The sequence below is a fragment of the Dyadobacter sp. SG02 genome (assembly GCF_900109045.1).
Lineage (GTDB): Bacteria > Bacteroidota > Bacteroidia > Cytophagales > Spirosomataceae > Dyadobacter.
Window position 1 is genome coordinate 190,479 of the sequence record NZ_FNYL01000016.1, and the last position, 17,723, is coordinate 208,201.

The 17,723-nt window shown below is 49.9% G+C and carries 12 protein-coding genes; 5 read left to right on the top strand and 7 right to left on the bottom strand.

The genetic code is table 11. The features are described 5' to 3' along the window. Positions 1-36 precede the first annotated feature (36 nt). Positions 37-1,722, bottom strand: a complete 1,686-nt coding sequence (ilvD, locus tag BMW93_RS29900) for a dihydroxy-acid dehydratase (RefSeq protein ID WP_090385222.1) — start codon at positions 1,720-1,722, stop codon at positions 37-39. Between the two features lie 327 nt (positions 1,723-2,049). Between ilvD and murQ the strand changes: the two genes are divergently transcribed. Beyond that, positions 2,050-2,853, top strand: coding sequence for an N-acetylmuramic acid 6-phosphate etherase (murQ, locus tag BMW93_RS29905; RefSeq protein ID WP_177194240.1), 804 nt, complete (start codon positions 2,050-2,052; stop codon positions 2,851-2,853). A gap of 2 nt (positions 2,854-2,855) precedes the next feature. On the opposite strand, the gene BMW93_RS29910 is transcribed toward murQ, so the two are convergent. From BMW93_RS29910 to BMW93_RS29920, 3 genes are all read right to left on the bottom strand, one after another. Beyond that, complete coding sequence (locus tag BMW93_RS29910) at positions 2,856-3,866, bottom strand: alcohol dehydrogenase catalytic domain-containing protein (RefSeq protein ID WP_090385225.1); 1,011 nt, start codon at positions 3,864-3,866, stop codon at positions 2,856-2,858. A gap of 97 nt (positions 3,867-3,963) precedes the next feature. Then, positions 3,964-4,752 (bottom strand): NIPSNAP family protein, encoded by a 789-nt coding sequence (locus BMW93_RS29915; RefSeq protein WP_090385227.1) that lies wholly within the window; start codon positions 4,750-4,752, stop codon positions 3,964-3,966. Positions 4,753-4,853: 101 nt separating this feature from the next. Beyond that, positions 4,854-5,885, bottom strand: coding sequence for a type IX secretion system membrane protein PorP/SprF (locus BMW93_RS29920; protein WP_090385229.1), 1,032 nt, complete (start codon positions 5,883-5,885; stop codon positions 4,854-4,856). A gap of 338 nt (positions 5,886-6,223) precedes the next feature. On the opposite strand from BMW93_RS29920, the gene BMW93_RS29925 reads away from it, so the two are divergent. The 3 genes from BMW93_RS29925 (at position 6,224) to BMW93_RS29935 (ending at position 10,623) form a co-directional block, all read left to right on the top strand. Next, on the top strand, positions 6,224-8,983 hold the full coding sequence (locus BMW93_RS29925) for a PKD domain-containing protein (RefSeq protein WP_229240998.1): 2,760 nt from the start codon (positions 6,224-6,226) through the stop codon (positions 8,981-8,983). Between the two features lie 101 nt (positions 8,984-9,084). Then, the gene (ruvB, locus tag BMW93_RS29930; protein ID WP_090385233.1) at positions 9,085-10,110 is read left to right on the top strand and encodes a Holliday junction branch migration DNA helicase RuvB; all 1,026 of its coding nucleotides are present in this window, start codon (positions 9,085-9,087) and stop codon (positions 10,108-10,110) included. An 87-nt stretch (positions 10,111-10,197) separates the two neighbouring features. After that, positions 10,198-10,623: a (deoxy)nucleoside triphosphate pyrophosphohydrolase gene (locus tag BMW93_RS29935; protein WP_090385235.1), complete on the top strand. Its 426-nt coding sequence runs from the start codon at positions 10,198-10,200 to the stop codon at positions 10,621-10,623. On the opposite strand, the gene BMW93_RS29940 is transcribed toward BMW93_RS29935, so the two are convergent. Continuing rightward, a complete protein-coding gene (locus tag BMW93_RS29940; RefSeq protein ID WP_090385238.1) occupies positions 10,606-11,967 on the bottom strand; it encodes a dihydroorotase in 1,362 nt (453 codons plus the stop codon). The two genes, BMW93_RS29935 and BMW93_RS29940, sit on opposite strands and share 18 nt — an antisense overlap. Positions 11,968-12,041: 74 nt before the next feature. Here BMW93_RS29940 and BMW93_RS29945 point away from each other — a divergent pair, with 74 nt between their 5' ends. Next, a complete protein-coding gene (locus BMW93_RS29945; RefSeq protein ID WP_090385240.1) occupies positions 12,042-12,734 on the top strand; it encodes a ComF family protein in 693 nt (230 codons plus the stop codon). Between the two features lie 56 nt (positions 12,735-12,790). Here the strand turns inward: BMW93_RS29945 and gldJ are convergent, their stop codons facing one another. Both gldJ and mfd read right to left on the bottom strand, forming a co-directional pair. After that, the gene (gldJ, locus tag BMW93_RS29950; RefSeq protein WP_409013125.1) at positions 12,791-14,038 is read right to left on the bottom strand and encodes a gliding motility lipoprotein GldJ; all 1,248 of its coding nucleotides are present in this window, start codon (positions 14,036-14,038) and stop codon (positions 12,791-12,793) included. A gap of 131 nt (positions 14,039-14,169) precedes the next feature. After that, positions 14,170-17,517 carry a transcription-repair coupling factor gene (gene mfd, locus BMW93_RS29955; RefSeq protein WP_090385244.1) on the bottom strand — a complete coding sequence of 1,116 codons (3,348 nt, stop codon included), beginning with the start codon at positions 17,515-17,517 and terminating at the stop codon, positions 14,170-14,172. Positions 17,518-17,723: the final 206 nt, after the last annotated feature.

Genomic DNA, 17,723 nt, shown 5'->3' on the forward strand with positions numbered 1-17,723 from the left:
GTATTGTTTAGTCGGATGAATTTCTGTCCTTCAATTTTACGCTTCGTCAGTCACGCAACCTTCGCTGGCTGATTTCACGGTTCTGATATATCTTCCCAGCATACCTTTTGTAAAGCGCGGCGCGGGTTGTACCCAGGCTGCTTTGCGGGCTGCCATTTCTTCGTCGGAAATATGCAGTGTCAGTACGCGGGTGTTGGCATCGATGCTGATGCGGTCGCCGTCTTTTACGAGAGCGATCGGGCCGCCGTCGAATGCTTCCGGGGTAATGTGGCCTACCACGAAACCATGCGTACCGCCTGAGAAACGACCGTCGGTAATCAATGCGATCTTGTCGCCCAAGCCCGCTCCCATTACCGCGGAAGTAGGTTTCAGCATTTCCGACATACCCGGACCGCCTTTCGGGCCCGCATTACGGATTACTACCACGTGACCTGCTTTAATTTCACCTTTGGCCAACATATCGATAATCTCCGATTCGTGCTCGCATACTTTCGCTTCGCCGTCGAATGTCAGACCTTCCTTACCGGTAATTTTCGCAACCGAACCCTCGGGAGCCAGGTTACCGTAAAGTACCTGAATGTGTCCGCTTGGTTTGATCGGCGTTTCTATCGGGAACACCATTTTTTGTGTTTCAAAATTCAAGTCGGGGGCCTCGGCGAGGTTTTCAGCCACTGTTTTACCGGTTACCGTAATGCAATCTCCGTGGATAAGTCCTACGGAATACAAATACTTGGTAACGGCAGGCACACCGCCGATTTCGAGAATATCCTCCATGAAGTATTTACCGCTAGGCTTCAAATCAGCGATAAATGGCGTACGGTCCGAAATCGCCTGGATGTCGTCCAGCGTCAGGGAAATGTCTGCAGCGCGGGCGATCGCGAGGTAGTGCAATGCCGCATTGGTAGAGCCACCGAGGGCCATTACCACCGTCAATGCATTTTCAAGCGACTTTTTAGTAATAATATCTTTCGGAGTAATGTTCAGTTCGAGCAATTTCTTCATTGCCGCACCGATCTTCTTGCATTCTTCCTGCTTGCCCTCGTGCGTAGCCGGGTAAGAGCTGCTGAATGGCAAGCTCAATCCCATTGCCTCGATCGAAGAAGCCATCGTGTTCGCGGTGTACATACCGCCGCAAGCGCCCTGGCCAGGGATCGAATTTTGAATTACTCCCTTATAATCTTCATCAGAAATATTGTTGGCGAACTTCTTACCCAATGCTTCGAATGCCGAAACGATGTCGAGTTTCTGTCCTTTATAATGTCCTGAACGAATCGTTCCGCCGTACACCATAATGGAAGGGCGATCCAGACGCGCCATCGCCATAATCGCGCCCGGCATGTTTTTATCACAACCCACTACCGCGATCACGCCATCGTACCATTGTGCAGCCACTACCGTTTCAATCGAATCCGCGATAATGTCACGGCTTGGGAGCGAGTAGCGCATACCGTCGTTTCCGTTGGTCATACCATCCGAAACACCAATCGTGTTGAAGATCAGGCCCACCATGTCGTTCGCATTCACACCCTGTTTCACGTACACCGACAAGCCGTTCAGGTGCATGTTGCAAGGGTTACCTTCATAACCCGTGCTGGCAATCCCGATCTGGGGTTTAACAAAGTCTTCTTCTTTCAAACCAATTCCATAAAGCATCGCCTGTGCGGCCGGATTGGTTACTTCCTGGGTAAGGGTCTTCGAAAATCTGTTTAATTCTGTCGCCATTGGTGAATGATTGTATTTAAAATAAAAACACCCCACTCGGTTAGGTGAGTGAGGTGCCAGTTATGTGCTATCATCCCACTCACGCTATTGCGTGACGATAAGTAGGACCGGGACGATAAGAGTCAGTTTCATTTTAGCGGAACATTTAAGTCTAGCGAAATTTCGCTGTTTTTGACTTGGTCTTACAAATTAGAAGCCTATCTTTTTATTTTCCAAACATTCAGAGCTTTTTTTGTTATTAATCTATGATAAATACCAAATTTCCTCCCGGTGCAACATCGTTATCGGAAAACATTTAATTTTGAATTCCAAAAACCACGAACCACAATGCTGACAACCGAATCGTCTTCGAACTATAATGATCTCGAAAAAATGAGCGTCCACGACCTTCTGACCTCTATTAACCGCGAGGATCAGACAGTGCCTCATGCCGTTCAGAAATCGATCCCGCAAATCGAAGCATTGGTGGAACAGATCGTTCCCAGGATGAAAAATGGCGGGCGCCTGTTCTATATCGGTGCCGGTACCAGCGGACGATTAGGCGTCGTGGACGCGTCGGAATGTCCGCCCACATTCGGTGTGCCGTTCGATCTCGTAGTCGGAATTATCGCGGGTGGAGACACCGCCATTCGCAAAGCAGTCGAAAACGCGGAGGACGACTGGAACCAGGCCTGGAAAGACCTGGCGGTTTACACACCTAACAAAAACGATACATTAATAGGAATAGCAGCATCCGGCCGTACACCTTATGTGATCGGCGGTTTGAATGAGGCACGCAATGCAGGTTTGCTGACAGGCTGTGTCGTCTGCAACGACGGTTCCGCGGTAGCCAAAGCCTGCGCATACCCCGTTGAAATAGTAGTTGGACCCGAATTTTTGACCGGAAGTACCCGAATGAAATCCGGTACCGCTCAAAAACTGGCCCTAAACATGATTTCTACTTCGGTCATGATCCGGCTGGGTAAAGTGAAGGGAAACAAAATGGTAGATATGCAGCTCACCAATGAAAAACTGGTCGACAGAGCGTTGCGCATGATCATTGATGAACTGAATATCTCGCCTGACGAGGCCCAATCACTGCTCGATGAGCACGGAAGCGTCCGCGCTGCCATCGAGGCAGTGAGAAAATAGATTTATATCGAAAGTACGATCTTGCCGAACTGCTGTCCGGCATCCATGTAACGGAGCGCCTGTTCGGCTTCTTCCAGCGGAAATAATTTATCGATGACCGGCACAATCCGCTTTTCAGCTACAAATTTTACCATATCGGCAAATTCCTGCTCGGTACCCATCGTACTACCGTAAATATTCAGCTGTTTGAAAAACACTTTTGCGGGGACGATGTCGGTAATATTGCCGGTTCCGCCGCCGTAGAAGCAAATGCGGGCGCCGGGAGCGGCAATGTCGATCAGTTTGGCAAAACCGGGACCGCCGGCACTATCGATGATCACATTGAAATAGCCGGTTTTCGGGCCACGCGCTTTTACGAGCAGGTCGCGGAACCAGGTCGGGTTTTTATAGTTAATGCCGCCTTTCGCACCCATTTCAATGGCTTTCTGAATTTTCTGGTCCGAGCCCGAGGTTACCCACACCTCCGCGCCAGCTGCAATAGCGAACTGAATGGCAGAGAGCGCCACGCCTCCGCCCGCACCCGTCACGAGCACGCGATCGCCTTCTTTGAACCGGCAACGCGTCATGAGCGATCGCCATGCCGTCAGGCCGCCCATCGGCAATGCGGCCGCTTCTTCAAACGACAAATGTGCCGGTTTTTCAGCCAGGTACTTTGCTTCGGTTTTTACATATTCCGCAAATGTACCGTCGTCGGGAAGGCCAAGAATTTTGTGGTTTTCACTGTAAAAATCAGGATTGTCTCCCCAATTTTGCGATGGGTTGATAATCACCTCTTTGCCGATCCAGCTTTTGGCCACGCCATCTCCCACCTCTTTCACAATGCCCGCGCCGTCGGAGCCCGGTATAATCGGGGTGGTAATTCTCGGATAAAGGCCTTTTTGTATCCACACATCGCGGTGGTTGAGCGATGCGGCTTTCACTTCTACGAGCACTTCTCCCGGACCGGGATTAGGTTTCTGGGTGGTTTCGATCACCAGCGGCTCGTGAAGGTTCTTTAAAATAGCGGCTTTCATAATGTTGGGTTTTTAAACAAAAAAATGATGACCCGGCCTGCCCGAAACGGAACGTGCCTGCTCATCATTTTCAAAATGACTGGAACCGTTTCGGATGCTATATATCCGAATATTCGGTGGGATACAAGAAGAAACTGGTGTTTTTTGAAACGTTATTCTGATACTCCGGATTTACCTTCAGCTTATTCCATTCCGCATCTTCGGTGAAGGATTTCCAATGCGCGTCACGAGAGGCCTTGTTTTCGAAAGTAGTCATGTACATCAGGTTCGGCATGTGGCTTCCTGCCACCACTTCACCATAGAATACGGCATTGAAACCCAGACGAACAAACAAGGGAACTTCGCCTCCCACATTGAACATCTTTACCTTATTCCGGTAAATTTTCTCGGTATGGCCTTCGTAACTGCGCAGTTCATATACTCTTTCACTTTTCGGCCCGGTCAGGTTGGGCTTCATGTGCACGGGCGCCTCCGTAAAGGCTTGCAGTACGATTGATTCGAAACGTGCATAAGGCGGATTTTTGTAGTTCGCTTCGATATAGTCCTTTCCTGCCGAAGCATAGGCTGCATCTTTGTCCAAAGTTTTAGGCAAAGTCAGCAAGACGTCGAGAGATTTAATGGGGGTTAACACGTAAATCAGTTTCCCGGCCATGGTGTCGGTCGCGACGGGCTTGAAAACACCTACGTTTTTAATACCGGCTCGGTGAGCGGCGGGAATATATGCGTCTTTCAGGAAAGCCTCGACGCGCGCTTCCTGATCGGCATTTTTAAGGTGATAGATTTTGATTTCGTAAAATTCCCGCTTCGGAGGCGCTGCTACGGCGCTTAATGCCACCACGAGCAGTAAAAGAGTGAAAAGGAAATTGAGGTTTCGGTAGTTGGACATAATCGTCAAAATGACTTTAAATAGTGAAGTAACCACCAAAAAAGACTTCTGCCGACGAAGTTTACCCTATTTCAATTCTCACTATTTTTTTTCGAAGTGCATCAGAACTTCGGACATGAAAGCTGTCGCTTACGGGCTTTCGGGCGCTTCGGTTTGGATTCGAAAGGCGCGAAAACGTAGGAAAGTGAAATCTCGTGCGCACCACCGCTACCCGCGCCCAATGTGGAAATGGTGAGGTCGTAGCTATAACCGATCGAGAACTTGTCCTGACGGTAGCCAGCCAGGAATATCAGCGATTCGTGGTTATTGATATTCTGTTCGTATTTTTTGAAAGGAATACCGCGGTACCATGCACCGATCACGAGCGGCTCTATAGTCACGTACATACCCGCATCGAACTGGTCGTATTTGCCTTGCTTTTTATACATGATAGCAGGCGAGATCGTCTTTTCCTTGTCGATTTCGTCACCCAGGAATGTGTAGCCCGCGAATGGAATGCGCAAACCTGCCTGCAAACTGGCTTTCACGGGCAACCGCGCTTCGGTCAGTTCCGAGAATGCCTGGTTTGGGCGGTTCAGGTGGTGCGCCGAAACGCCTGCCCAGTACCAATCGGAATAAAGCATTGCACCCGCACCGAAATCAGCATAGAATACATTAGGACCACCTTTTGCAAACGGGTCTTCCGAAGGCTGGCCGGTTAATCCGCCATTATTATATTGATCTCCGAACGTCAATCCGAAGTAATCGAGCGTCCGCGAAGCGAAACCGCCCTGGATTCCGAGACGCAACGAAGTAAGCTCGTTAAACTGGATCTGATAGGAATATTGCAATGCCGCTTCGGTCGATTTCAGGTTTCCAAGTCCCTGGCTGTCCATCGTTACCAGCACGCCAAGACCGCTATTGTAATTGGGCAGGAACACATCAGCACCAATAGAGGTAGTTACAAAGTTGGCCGACAATGAAGGCCATTGGTTACGGTAATTGATCGTTGCACGCGGCGCCAACGCCCCTCCGGCCAGTGCCGGGTTCAGGTACAGCGGGTTCGCATAGAACTGCGAAAATTGCGGATCCTGGCTCCAACCTTTCAGGCAAAGCAGTGTCAGTAGGAAGAGAGGAAGTAAACGCTTGATCATAGATGTGTTTGCTTGCCGCTTACCAAAAAACGGCCCCTTTTTGAACTCAAAAAAATTACCAGATTAAATTCACAAATTATCCTCAAATTGCGTATTAATATTCAAATTAGAGTGGTTTTTACGACATTACCGCACAAAATTTTAACATTTTATTTTCGTTAGTAATGTCGGGTAACTTGAATATTCTTTGAGACGGCCAGGGGTGTTTGAACAAGTAACGAAACATGGGGCGATTTTATAATAGATACCACCGATTTTTTTCTGTCCTCTGCCTGCTCATGCTGCTCGTCGGTGCGAGTGCCTTGGCACAGACGCCCTTTCTGGTACAAGGACAATGTATGCAGAATCCTGATTGCGAAGCCGATTCGACTTCGTTCAGGGATACGCTCAGCACGGCTACCGCGTGGCGGTGGAGCTTTGGGGAAGCCGGCGCAACCGATACGCGGCGCAATCCGCAACATTCCTACATGTCGCCCGGCACTTACACGGTTACACTCGTCCGGACGCTGAAAAGTGGTGCTACTGAAACTGTTACACAAGCCGTACAAATCGGAGAGCTGCCGCCGGAATTCCAGGAATGGAAAATCGATACCACCATTTGCAAAGGCGACACGCTGATCCTCGATCCTTATCCCAATGGTGCGCCGGCCGGTGCGAAATATATATGGTACCCCAAAGGCGACACCACGCAGACTTTGAACGTCGATAGTTCGGGATGTTACTCGGTAGAGGTAATCATGCCCAACGGCTGTAAAATTCAGAACCGTATCAATGTCAAGATTTGTATGGAGCCGCAGGCGCAGGAAGGTTCCAAGTGGTATTTCGGCGGCAATGCAGGTCTGGATTTTTCCAACACACCCCCGACCCCGTTAACCGACGGCAAGTTGAATACGCCTGAGGGAACATCGTCTATCGCCAATTCCAAAGGCCAGCTGCTCTTCTATTCCGATGGTATCAAGGCGTGGAACAAGAACGGGGATGAAATGACGTGCACGTTCGGGCCGTGCGCGCCGATGAAAGGTAGCCCGAATTCCACGCAATCGGTACTCATTGTGCCCCAGCCTACTTGCAGAGGCTGCGAGTATTTATACAATATATTTACGACGTCCGATATCAATGGCGAAAAGCTGCTGACAGTGAGCGTGGTAGATATGCGGCGTAACAATGGCCTGGGCCAGATTATCGAACAAAATACAACGCTGCAAACACCTACTACCGAACGCGTTGCTTCTGTCCGCAACGACCGCGATAGCACTTACTGGGTCGTTTCGCACGATTACGGCACGAACAAATTCCGCATTTTCCACGCTACCACAGGCGGCCTCGTGGAAGTGGCAGCTCCCGAGCTCGGCATGGCGCACGATAGTACCAACAAAGCCGAGGGCTATATGAAATTTTCGTCGCCCGACAGTACTACCGGCGAACGCCAACTGGCTGTCGTGATTCCGGGGCCCGCGCGAAATTATGTGGAGCTGTTCAGTTTCAACGACTCAACGGGTACATTAACCTACAAAAAAACAATGGATCTCGGCCCCGCACCGCCCATTGCCTATGGTATTGAATTCTCTCCGAGCGGTGAAAAAATGTACGTTTCGTTTCAGGGCGAGAACGGTACGAAATCGCTTTTGAAACAATATGACCTTACATTGCCCGACAGCCTCGTCATCGAAACCGCCATTACGATCGACAGTTCGGCCACGCAGAAGTTCGGTGCATTGCAGTTCGGGCCGGATGGGCGCATTTATATGGCCATTCAGGGAAGTGAATACCTGGCTACGATAGGTGAACCGGAAGGGAACTCCTTAACGGGCGTCGACTATGAGCGTGACGGGGCTAATTTGGGAGGCAAAAAGAGCCAGCTGGGATTGCCCAATATGGTCCAGGATTTCACGCAGGAATCTTCGGGACCGGGATTTGAAGCCGACGGGTTCTGTACCAACGAGCCGACGACTTTCCAGGCCAGTCCGATGTGTGACCCGATTGAAGACAGCTATTCGTGGGATTTTCTTGGAAACGGACAGTTTACAGCGCCTTCCAAGCAGCAGCAGGCGACCTATACTTACACCAAACCGGGCACCTACATGGTGGCCATGCGCGCGACGAACAAATGTACCGACACCACGATCGTGCAGGAGGTTACCATTTATGAAACTCCTTCGAACATTGACCTGGGCCCGGATAAAGATACTTGCGGCGCCTATGTGCCGTTGGATATGAAAGTTGAAGCCGAAGTTTACGCATGGATCAACCGCGGACGCGTCGTTGGCCGCGGCCGTACTTATAATGCCACTTCTACCGGCCGCTACATCGCCATCGCATTCAATGGCCCGCAGGGAGATTGCTACGCAGCCGATACGATCGAAATCACATTGCGCAAGCCGCCAGCCTTCTCCATTGGCCCCGACACTACATTGTGCCGCGACAGCTCCATTGTGTTAAGTGTAGAAAGTACCCGCTGGATCGAATTCAAATGGAGCACCGGCGAAGACACCCGCGAGGTGACAATCAGCCAGCCAGGACAATATACAGTAGTAGTAAAAGACAGAAACGACTGCTACAACTCCGACACGATCAAGGTGGGTGAACTACCGTCCCCGATCCTTGGCCTCGCTCCTGAAAATTACATTTGTATTCCGGACGGCCAGTCTGTAATCCTGGATGCCGGCGGGCAGGGCCCCTATTCGTACCTTTGGCCGCATTCCGGTGACACGACGAAAACGATTACCGTCAATCAGGAAGGTAAATACATCGTGCGTGCTACCAACAAGGAAGGCTGCGTAACCGAGCAATCCACCGAAGTTGTCGACAAATGCGAGCCGCGGTTCTTTATACCGGATGCATTTACGCCCGATGGTGAAGGTCATAACGAGATACTGCAAGTGTTCGGGGCCTATTATACCAATTTCTCTATGCGTATTTACAACCGTTGGGGCGAGGTTATTTTCGCTACTACCGATATCGAGGCGCGTTGGGACGGGACTTACAAAGGCTTAAAGGTGCAGCCCGGAAGCTATCCTTACATCATTTCCTACGAAGCACTTTATTATCCCGAACGCAACCCGATCATGAAGCGCGGATCGGTGATGGTGATCCGCTAAGCTTTCCTTTTGCAGATTAAAACAGTTATTTTTGGTTAATAATATCAAAACCAGCCGCCACTGAACGGGACGGCTGGTTTTCACTATCTGTTCAATCGACTATGCGCCAGGATTATCTGTCCGGAGATCAAGAAAACCTTTCCAATACCGACAAAGAAATCGAACGCGCATTGCGGCCGTTGTCTTTCGAGGATTTTACCGGGCAGGACAAGATTCTTGAAAACCTGAGAATATTCGTGCAGGCCGCCCGCCAGCGTGGCGACGCGCTCGATCACGTGTTGCTGCACGGTCCTCCCGGTTTGGGCAAAACCACACTCTCGAATATCATCGCGAATGAGCTAGGCTCCGGCATTAAAATCACATCCGGCCCGGTACTGGATAAACCGAGCGATCTCGCCGGACTGCTGACCAACTTGCAGGAACACGACGTCCTTTTCATCGACGAAATCCACCGCCTGAACCCTATTGTGGAAGAATACCTGTATTCGGCCATGGAGGATTACAAGATCGATATCATGCTCGATAGCGGGCCGAATGCCCGCAGTATTCAGATCGGCCTGAATCCTTTCACGCTCATAGGCGCTACTACGCGTGCGGGTATGCTCACGTCGCCCCTGCGTGCGAGATTTGGGATCAATGCAAGGCTGGAATATTATGATGCTCAACTGCTGTCCTCCATTTTGAAACGTTCGGCTGCCATTCTGGGCACGCCTCTGGAAGAAGATGCGGCTTACGAAATCGCACGCCGCAGCCGCGGTACTCCGCGTATTGCTAACAACCTCCTCCGCAGAATCCGCGATTTTGCGCAAGTCAAAGGTAATGGCCGCATTACAGTTGCTATTGCGGAAATGGCCTTACAGGCTTTGGATGTGGATCAAAACGGGCTGGATGAAATGGATAACCGCATCCTCAGCACCATTATTCACAAGTTCAAAGGCGGGCCGGTGGGCTTATCGACCATCGCGACTGCCTGTGGCGAAGAAGCCGACACCATCGAGGAAGTGTATGAGCCGTTCCTGATCCAGGAAGGCTATATCAAACGGACTTCCCGAGGCCGCGAAGTGACTGAAAAAGCATTCAAACATCTCGGCATTTTGCCGCGCCATCGCTCAGGTGAATTGTTCTGAGCGTTAACTTTTTAAGAAGTTTTAACAATAACATACAACATAAACCTGAAAATTGTAATTTTGCGGTGAATTACGTAACCGCCTCCTATGATCGAAGTACTGGTTTCCGAAAAGTTGGTAGTGAGAGTGCCCTGTGCTGTGATTGAACATAATGGAAAAGTACTCGCCGGGCAGCGTAGCGCGGCATTGTCCTTCCCCCTTCAATGGGAATTCCCGGGTGGAAAACTCGAAAAAGGCGAAACAGACGAAGAGGCATTATTCCGTGAAATCATGGAAGAGCTCAACGTTGCCGTAGAGATCGTCGATAAACTTCCTGAAACTTCCAAAGATCAGGGGTGGCGCGAAATCGTGCTCGTTCCGTTTGTTTGTAAAGTGGAAACAACCGATTTCATTCTGACCGAACACGAGCAAATCCTTTGGCTCGACGCCGACGACCTTCCTACCCTCGACTGGACGGAGGCAGATCTGAACGTGATCAAGAACTATTACGATTACCTAGCGGCTAAAAGTTAACCGCTTCCCTTTCACCGTTTCATCAAATTGCCCGTTTTCGTAAACAAGGTGCCCCGACACGAACGTGTGGGTAATGCGTGATTGGAATTCCGTGCCTTCAAACGGCGACCAGCCGCATTTGGAGTAGATATTGGACTTTTCAACCTGCGTAGTAGCATTCAAATCCACGAGGATCAAATCTGCCCAGTAACCTTCGCGAATGTAGCCGCGCTCTTTGATATTGAAGAGATCCGCCACTGCGTGGCTCATTTTCTCGGCCACACGATCGATTGAAATCTTTCCTGCCTTGCTCAGTTCGAGCATTACATTCAAAGTGTGTTGTACCAGCGGCAGCCCCGACGGCGCCTGCCAGTAATGCTGTGCTTTTTCCCCGACCGTATGCGGTGCATGGTCGGTCGCGATCACGTCAATGCGGTTGTCCAGCACAGCTTGCAGGATTTGCTCTTTGTGATGCGGTGCCTTAATCGCCGGATTGCATTTAATTTCATTGCCCAATCTCCGGTAATCTTCCGCATCGAACCACAAATGGTGCACGCAGGCCTCAGCCGTGACGAGCTTGGGTTGCCCGTTCGCGAGCAGGATTTTGCCGTTACTACGTATTCCCGGTTCGAACAAATGCACCTCATCGCCGGTAGAAATGTGCAGGATATGCAGGCGCGTACCGTGCTTGTGCGCAAGCGAGGATGCGAAAGTGGATGATTTAAGACAAGCCTCTTCGTTCCGGATCAACGCGTGAATATCGTAAGGCACATCATCCCCATATTTCTCCTTGAAATACGCCATTCTGGCTTTAACAGTCGGCTCGTCCTCACAATGCGTCGCGATAATGCAGGGAGCATTGGCAAACAGCTTTTCGAGCACTTCGGGTGCGTCTACGAGCATATTACCCGTGGAAGAGCCCATGAATATCTTGATCCCACAAACTTGCGTAGGATCGGTGCGCATTACCTCGTCATAATTGTCGTTCGACGCACCCATGAAAAAGGAGTAATTGGCCAGGGAGGTATTGGCACCGATCTGGTACTTATCTTCCAGCAATTGCTGCGTCAGCGTATTAGGCACGGTGTTAGGCATTTCCATAAACGAGGTAACCCCTCCCGCAACGGCCGCTTTCGATTCCGTGTAAATATTTGCCTTGTGTGTTAACCCCGGTTCACGGAAATGCACCTGGTCGTCGATCACGCCCGGCATGAGAAAAAGCCCCTTTGCATCAATCACCCTGTCCGCTTGCACATTCTGTAAGTCCTTTTCGATCTTTTTAATGTGACCATTTTCAATTAGTACGTCTAAATACTGAACCTGGTTTTCATTTACGACCTGGGCATTTACGATCAGCGTTGTCATGGATGGCGGCGATTGATTGATGTCGTGCAAAGGTATTCAGACCGGTTGAAATTCACTCATTCCATCACACAAAAATGAACCTGAAACAACTCCTCCGCGATTTCGCCGACCTGCTGTTCCCTCGCTGCTGCGAAAGCTGCGACCGGGTACTGCAAGGAAATGAAGGGACTATCTGTACACGCTGCCGCATTTCGCTGCCGCGCGTCGGGTCCATCGGCATCCATAGCGAATCATTGCAATTCAAATTCGTTAACCTCCCCGAAGTGGTTTCTACGCATTCATTTTTATTGTTTACCAAAAGAAGCAAAGTGCAAAAGCTTCTGCATGCGTTGAAATACAAGGGCAACAAGGAAGTCGGGATATTGCTCGGCCAGATGTTCGGTCAGGAGCTAAAAGCGTCGGGCCATTTACCGGAAGCGGAAATTATCCTAAGTATTCCACTTCATCCTAAAAAACGGAAACAACGGGGTTACAATCAAAGCGACCTGCTCGCCGAAGGATTCTCCACGGCAACAAACATCCCGTGGTCGGGAGCAATGCTGGAACGCGTCAAATACACCGCCACACAGACCGGAAAAAGCAAGATAGAGAGACGGGAGAATGTGCAGGGCGTTTTTGCTGTCAAACAGGGCTTCCACCCCAAAAGCGTGGTCTTGATCGACGACGTGCTTACAACCGGCGCTACATTGGAAGAATGTGTCAGAACATTACTAGCCACCGGTTGCAAGCAATTTCACATTCTGACCATCGCATTGGCACAGCACTAAAACAAAAATGCCGCGATTCCTTCGAATCGCGGCACCTGCTTATATTATTTTAAATCTTACTCTTTGTGCGTTCCGGTTGCGATCATCGCGCAACGGAAGCCTACCATAGCAGTAGCAGAGTCCTGATCCATGTAACGGCGTGTTCCCGGAGACAACCAGTAGGCTACATCAGACCATGAACCACCTTTGTAAACTCTCAGCTTATCGTCAACCATCGAGTTGTTGTTTTTGCTGTCGTAGTTTTTGGCTTCATCCTGATAACCATCGCGACGGAAAGAGTTCAAATCGTTAACATCGCTGTTTGAAAGCGGACGGTACACGTCGTAAACCCATTCGCTTACGTTACCGGCCATGTCGTAAAGACCGTTGTCGTTGGCAGGATACGAGCGAATTTCCTGAGTAATGATCGCACCGTCATTTGACTTACCTGCGATACCGGCATAGTCACCAGGACCACGTTTGAAGTTCGCGAGCATGGTTCCTTGCTTGCGGCCACGTGGGTTACGCATGGTCGAACCATCCCATGGATAAATTCTCGAGTTGGCCTGGTTTTCATCAGAATATTGTGTTCCGATCATCGCCATAGCGGCATATTCAAATTCGGCTTCTGTCGGAAGGCGGTATGGAGGCATTACGTAGCCACTTTCAATGCGAAGTTGTGGTGCCGGAGCGTCAGTAGCTGCAACCGCTTCGCCTTCTGCTTTCTTCTTCTTGCCGAAAGAGAATCCTTTTTTCTTCTTTGTTCCGGCGCTGGCGCCTTTCGCGTTGTTCACCTGGCTTACGGCAGCGGTACGCCATGCGCAGTAGTCGTTGGCCTGAACCCACGACACACCCACAACAGGATACAAGCGGAAGCCAGGGTGGCGCAGGTACATGGTTACGTAAGAGTCGTTGAATGACAGTTCGTTATACCAAACGTTTGTGTCAGGAAGCGCCTTTGCGTAAAACTCTTCCGAAGAATCTTTCTGGATCGCATTCAGGTATTCGAGGTAGTGAACGTTCGCCACTTCCGTCTGGTCCATATAGAAAGACTGGATACTGACGGTCCGTTTCGGGTTGTCCCGGCGTGTCATCACATCCTCTTCCAAAGAACCCATCGTAAAACGACCACCTTCAATGTAGACAAGGTCAGGACCGGCTGGCAAAGCTTTGTATTGCTTTACTTCAAACCCGTCTTTACCATTGTAAGCCAAGCCTGTTTTAGAGCTGGTCTTGCCAGGTTTCAAGCTGGTTGGCCTCTTTTTACTACACGCAGTTGCCGCTAATAACACAATCAGAATCAGCGCGATCGACCGGGTACCCATCTTTTGCATGCAAATCATTGCTTTAAAGTGACTTAAGTGTTTGGTATTTTATAGTATGCGAAACCGCAAATGTATGAAATCAATCGATATTATTTCTAAAAATCAATTATCAGGTAAAAGGGGCCTGTTTGCTATTGGGTCATTTCCATGAGCACCTGGCGCGCCTGATCAATGCTTTTGATATCCTCGCAAATCAGTATCAGCTTGCCTTTCTGATCTTTAAGCGAAATTTGTTTGGGGTGTTTTTTAATGTAATCGATCACCTGCCCGAACTTCGCCGACTGAAAGAATTCGTCATTCTGCGAAGTAACGAAGTAGCCTTTCATCGTATTGCTTTTCAAAGTCAGTTTTTCAAACTGTAAAGCCTCTGCTTCCCAGCGCAAACGTACGGTTTTCAACAAATCCTGCACCTCGTGCGGCACCGGACCAAAGCGGTCGAGGATCTCTTTCTCGAATTTACCGAGCTCGTCCTCTGTCGCAATATTATCGAGGCGGGTATATAACGACAGCCTTTCGGAAATATTTTTAACATAATCATCCGGTATCAGCGTTGCAAAATCGGTCTCGATCTGCGTATCAGGTACCAGGTTTTTCGGCAGGCTAAAAACGCCTTCAAACAGGTCCTTAAATTCATTGCTTTTGAGCTCCTGAACGGCCTCGTCGAGCATCTTATGGTACAATTCGTAACCCAGGTCATTCACAAAACCGCTTTGTTCTGCACCCAGCAGGTTACCCGCGCCGCGGATATCGAGGTCGCGCATGGCGACCTTAAAACCGTCACCAAGGTCCGAAAACTCTTCCAACGTCTGTAAACGTTTGCGCGAATCGCTGGCCAATGTCGATACCGACGGGGTGAGCAGGTAACAGAATGCCTTCCTGTTCGACCGTCCCACGCGGCCGCGCATCTGATGCAGGTCCGAGAGCCCGAACATATGCGCAGAGTTAATAATAATGGTATTCGCATTGGCAATATCGATCCCGGATTCGATGATATTGGTCGAAACAAGAACGTCGTACTCGCCTTCGATGAAGGTCATCATCACTTTTTCCAGCTTGTCTCCGTCCATTTGCCCGTGCGCTACGCCTATACGCACGTCGGGCACGAGGCGGAGGATGATGTTTGCAATGGATTCGATGTCATTCACGCGATTATGCACAAAGAAAACCTGCCCACCGCGCTGCACTTCGAAACTGATCGCATCGCGAATGAACTCCTCGCTGAATGTGTGAACTTCCGTAGTGACCGGCTGCCTGTTCGGCGGCGGCGTGGCGATTACCGAAAGGTCGCGTGCGCCCATCAGCGAGAAATGCAATGTACGCGGGATCGGCGTTGCGGTGAGTGTGAGTACATCCACATTCACGCGCATTTCCTTCAACCGGTCTTTCGCCTTTACCCCAAACTTCTGCTCTTCATCGACGATCAGCAATCCTAAATCCTTGAACTTCACATCCTTGTTCAAAATCCGGTGGGTACCGATCAGAATGTCGATTTTACCTTCCTCGGCCTGTTTCAAAGTTTCCTTAATCTCCTTAGCCGATTTAAAACGATTGATATAACCCACCCGCGCCGGGAAGTCGGCCAGGCGATCGCTGAATGTCTTGAAATGCTGCATGGCTAGGATCGTCGTTGGAACGAGCACCGCCACCTGCTTGCTGTCACAAACCGCCTTGAATGCCGCGCGGATGGCGATTTCGGTTTTACCAAAACCCACATCCCCGCAAACCAGCCGGTCCATCGGGTGCCCTTTCTCCATATCGTCCTTGACATTCGCCGTCGCCGTGGCCTGATCGGGCGTATCTTCATATATAAAGGAAGATTCCAGCTCCACTTGCAGGTAATTGTCCTTCGAGAACGGGAAACCCGGAGCCTGGCGTCGCTTGGCGTACAGCGCGATCAGCTCGTGTGCAATGTCTTTCAGCTGCTTTTTAACCTTCGACTTTTTGGCCTCCCATTCCCCCGAACCCAACTTGCTCATCGCTGGCGGCGTACCTTCCTTACCGGTATACTTCGCGATCTTGTGCAGGTTATGCACACTCACGTATAACAAATCATTGTCACGGTAAATGAGCCGCACCGCTTCCTGCTCCTTGCCATTCACATCCTTCCGTTCCATCCCGGCGAAACGCCCGATCCCGTAATCGACGTGCGTTACGAAATCACCTACCTGCAAGGATTTCAGCTCTTTCAAGGTCATCGCCTTGGATTTGCTGAACTTTTCTTTTAGCCGGTATTTATGAAAACGGGCGAAAATCTGGTGATCGGTGTAGCACGCCACTTTCAGGTTATCATCCACAAAACCTTCCCGAAGCGAAATATGCATCGGCCGGAACTTCACGAACGGGTCCAGGTCTTCGAAAATCCTTTCCAGTCGATCAAGCTGTTTGGGTTGCTCGGCGACGATGATATTGACATAGCCTTTGTTCTGATTGTCAGACAAATCATCCAGAAGCCTTTTGAAATCCTTGTTAAACGAAGGCTGTGGTTTCGAAGAATAAGGCAGTTTCATTTCGGTTTTGAAATAACCCTTCTTCCCGAACTCGACCGTTTTAAACTTCTTCACCTGGTTCAGAAACCCGCGCCGTGTTTCGAAAAGCTCCTGTGGGTTCGAAACGATCTGTACGCCACCGCCAGTTACTTCTTCCAATGCTTTTTCAGCTCTTTCAAAGCATTTTTCAATCATTTCCAAAGTCAGTTCCGCATCTTTGAACCAAATGGAGGTGTCGTCCGAGAAGAAACTCAGGAACGATTCGCGCGTTTCATGCGAGAGCTTTTGCTGAATATCCGGTACGATATTGATCTGCTTCGCGCTCTCAATGGAAAGCTGCGTATCCGGGTCGAATGAGCGGATACTTTCCACTTCATCCCCGAAAAGCTCAATCCGGAACGGGTGCTCGTTGGCGAACGAAAACACGTCGAGAATACCACCGCGCACCGAAAACTGGCCTGCCTCGAATACAAAATCGGTGATTTCGAAACCGTAGCTATTCAAAAACTCTGTCAAAAATGCAGGATCGAGCTTTTCACCCACTTTAACAGAAAACGTGTTTGCCCTCAACGAGCGCTTGTTGATCACTTTCTCGAACAGTGCTTCGGGATAAGTAACGATCTGAATGGGCGTACTGCGACTGGCGCTCAATTTGTTCAGGATCTCACCGCGCATGAGCACGTTGGCATTATCCACTTCTTCGTAGTGGTACGGCCGTTTGTAGGAGGTCGGATAAAAAAGCACCTCCGTCGAACCGAGCAGGTTTTGCAGGTCGTTCTGAAAATAGGCTGCTTCTTCGCGGTCGCTGAGAATGTATACTGCCGGAGATTTCTTTTTATGCTGCAATGAGGCCGCAACCACGGCATCGAGACTACCCACCAATCCCTTGATCTGCACATGCGCCGCCTCAGCGTCTTTGGAGGCGATCTGCGTGCTCAGCACATCCAGGTAGCTGTCGCCTCCGTATAGCGTCAATAAGTCTTTAACTTCCAATTATATTAAATGCTATGCAGCCTTTGGCCGCGTGAAATGTAAACGCAAAAAGCCGTCTCGGGAAATTTCCCGATCGGCCAGAATTGATAACAACAGTCGCGCCCGTTTTGTTGCTGCACTGTTCGAATTGCAAAAATAGCCCGAAATGCGCCAGCTCGAAAATCCGGAATATCATTTTATTTTTACCTTTCACTCCATTACTTCCT

Coding starts and splice junctions, on each gene's coding strand:
- BMW93_RS29925 (WP_229240998.1), top strand. CDS start 6,224: ATGCAGAATCCTGATTGCGAAGCCGATTCGACTTCGTTCAGGGATACG.
- BMW93_RS29945 (WP_090385240.1), top strand. CDS start 12,042: ATGAACCTGAAACAACTCCTCCGCGATTTCGCCGACCTGCTGTTCCCT.
- BMW93_RS29920 (WP_090385229.1), bottom strand. CDS start 5,885: ATGATCAAGCGTTTACTTCCTCTCTTCCTACTGACACTGCTTTGCCTG.
- ilvD (WP_090385222.1), bottom strand. CDS start 1,722: ATGGCGACAGAATTAAACAGATTTTCGAAGACCCTTACCCAGGAAGTA.
- BMW93_RS29940 (WP_090385238.1), bottom strand. CDS start 11,967: ATGACAACGCTGATCGTAAATGCCCAGGTCGTAAATGAAAACCAGGTT.
- BMW93_RS29935 (WP_090385235.1), top strand. CDS start 10,198: ATGATCGAAGTACTGGTTTCCGAAAAGTTGGTAGTGAGAGTGCCCTGT.
- ruvB (WP_090385233.1), top strand. CDS start 9,085: ATGCGCCAGGATTATCTGTCCGGAGATCAAGAAAACCTTTCCAATACC.
- gldJ (WP_409013125.1), bottom strand. CDS start 14,038: ATGGGTACCCGGTCGATCGCGCTGATTCTGATTGTGTTATTAGCGGCA.
- BMW93_RS29915 (WP_090385227.1), bottom strand. CDS start 4,752: ATGTCCAACTACCGAAACCTCAATTTCCTTTTCACTCTTTTACTGCTC.
- murQ (WP_177194240.1), top strand. CDS start 2,050: ATGCTGACAACCGAATCGTCTTCGAACTATAATGATCTCGAAAAAATG.
- BMW93_RS29910 (WP_090385225.1), bottom strand. CDS start 3,866: ATGAAAGCCGCTATTTTAAAGAACCTTCACGAGCCGCTGGTGATCGAA.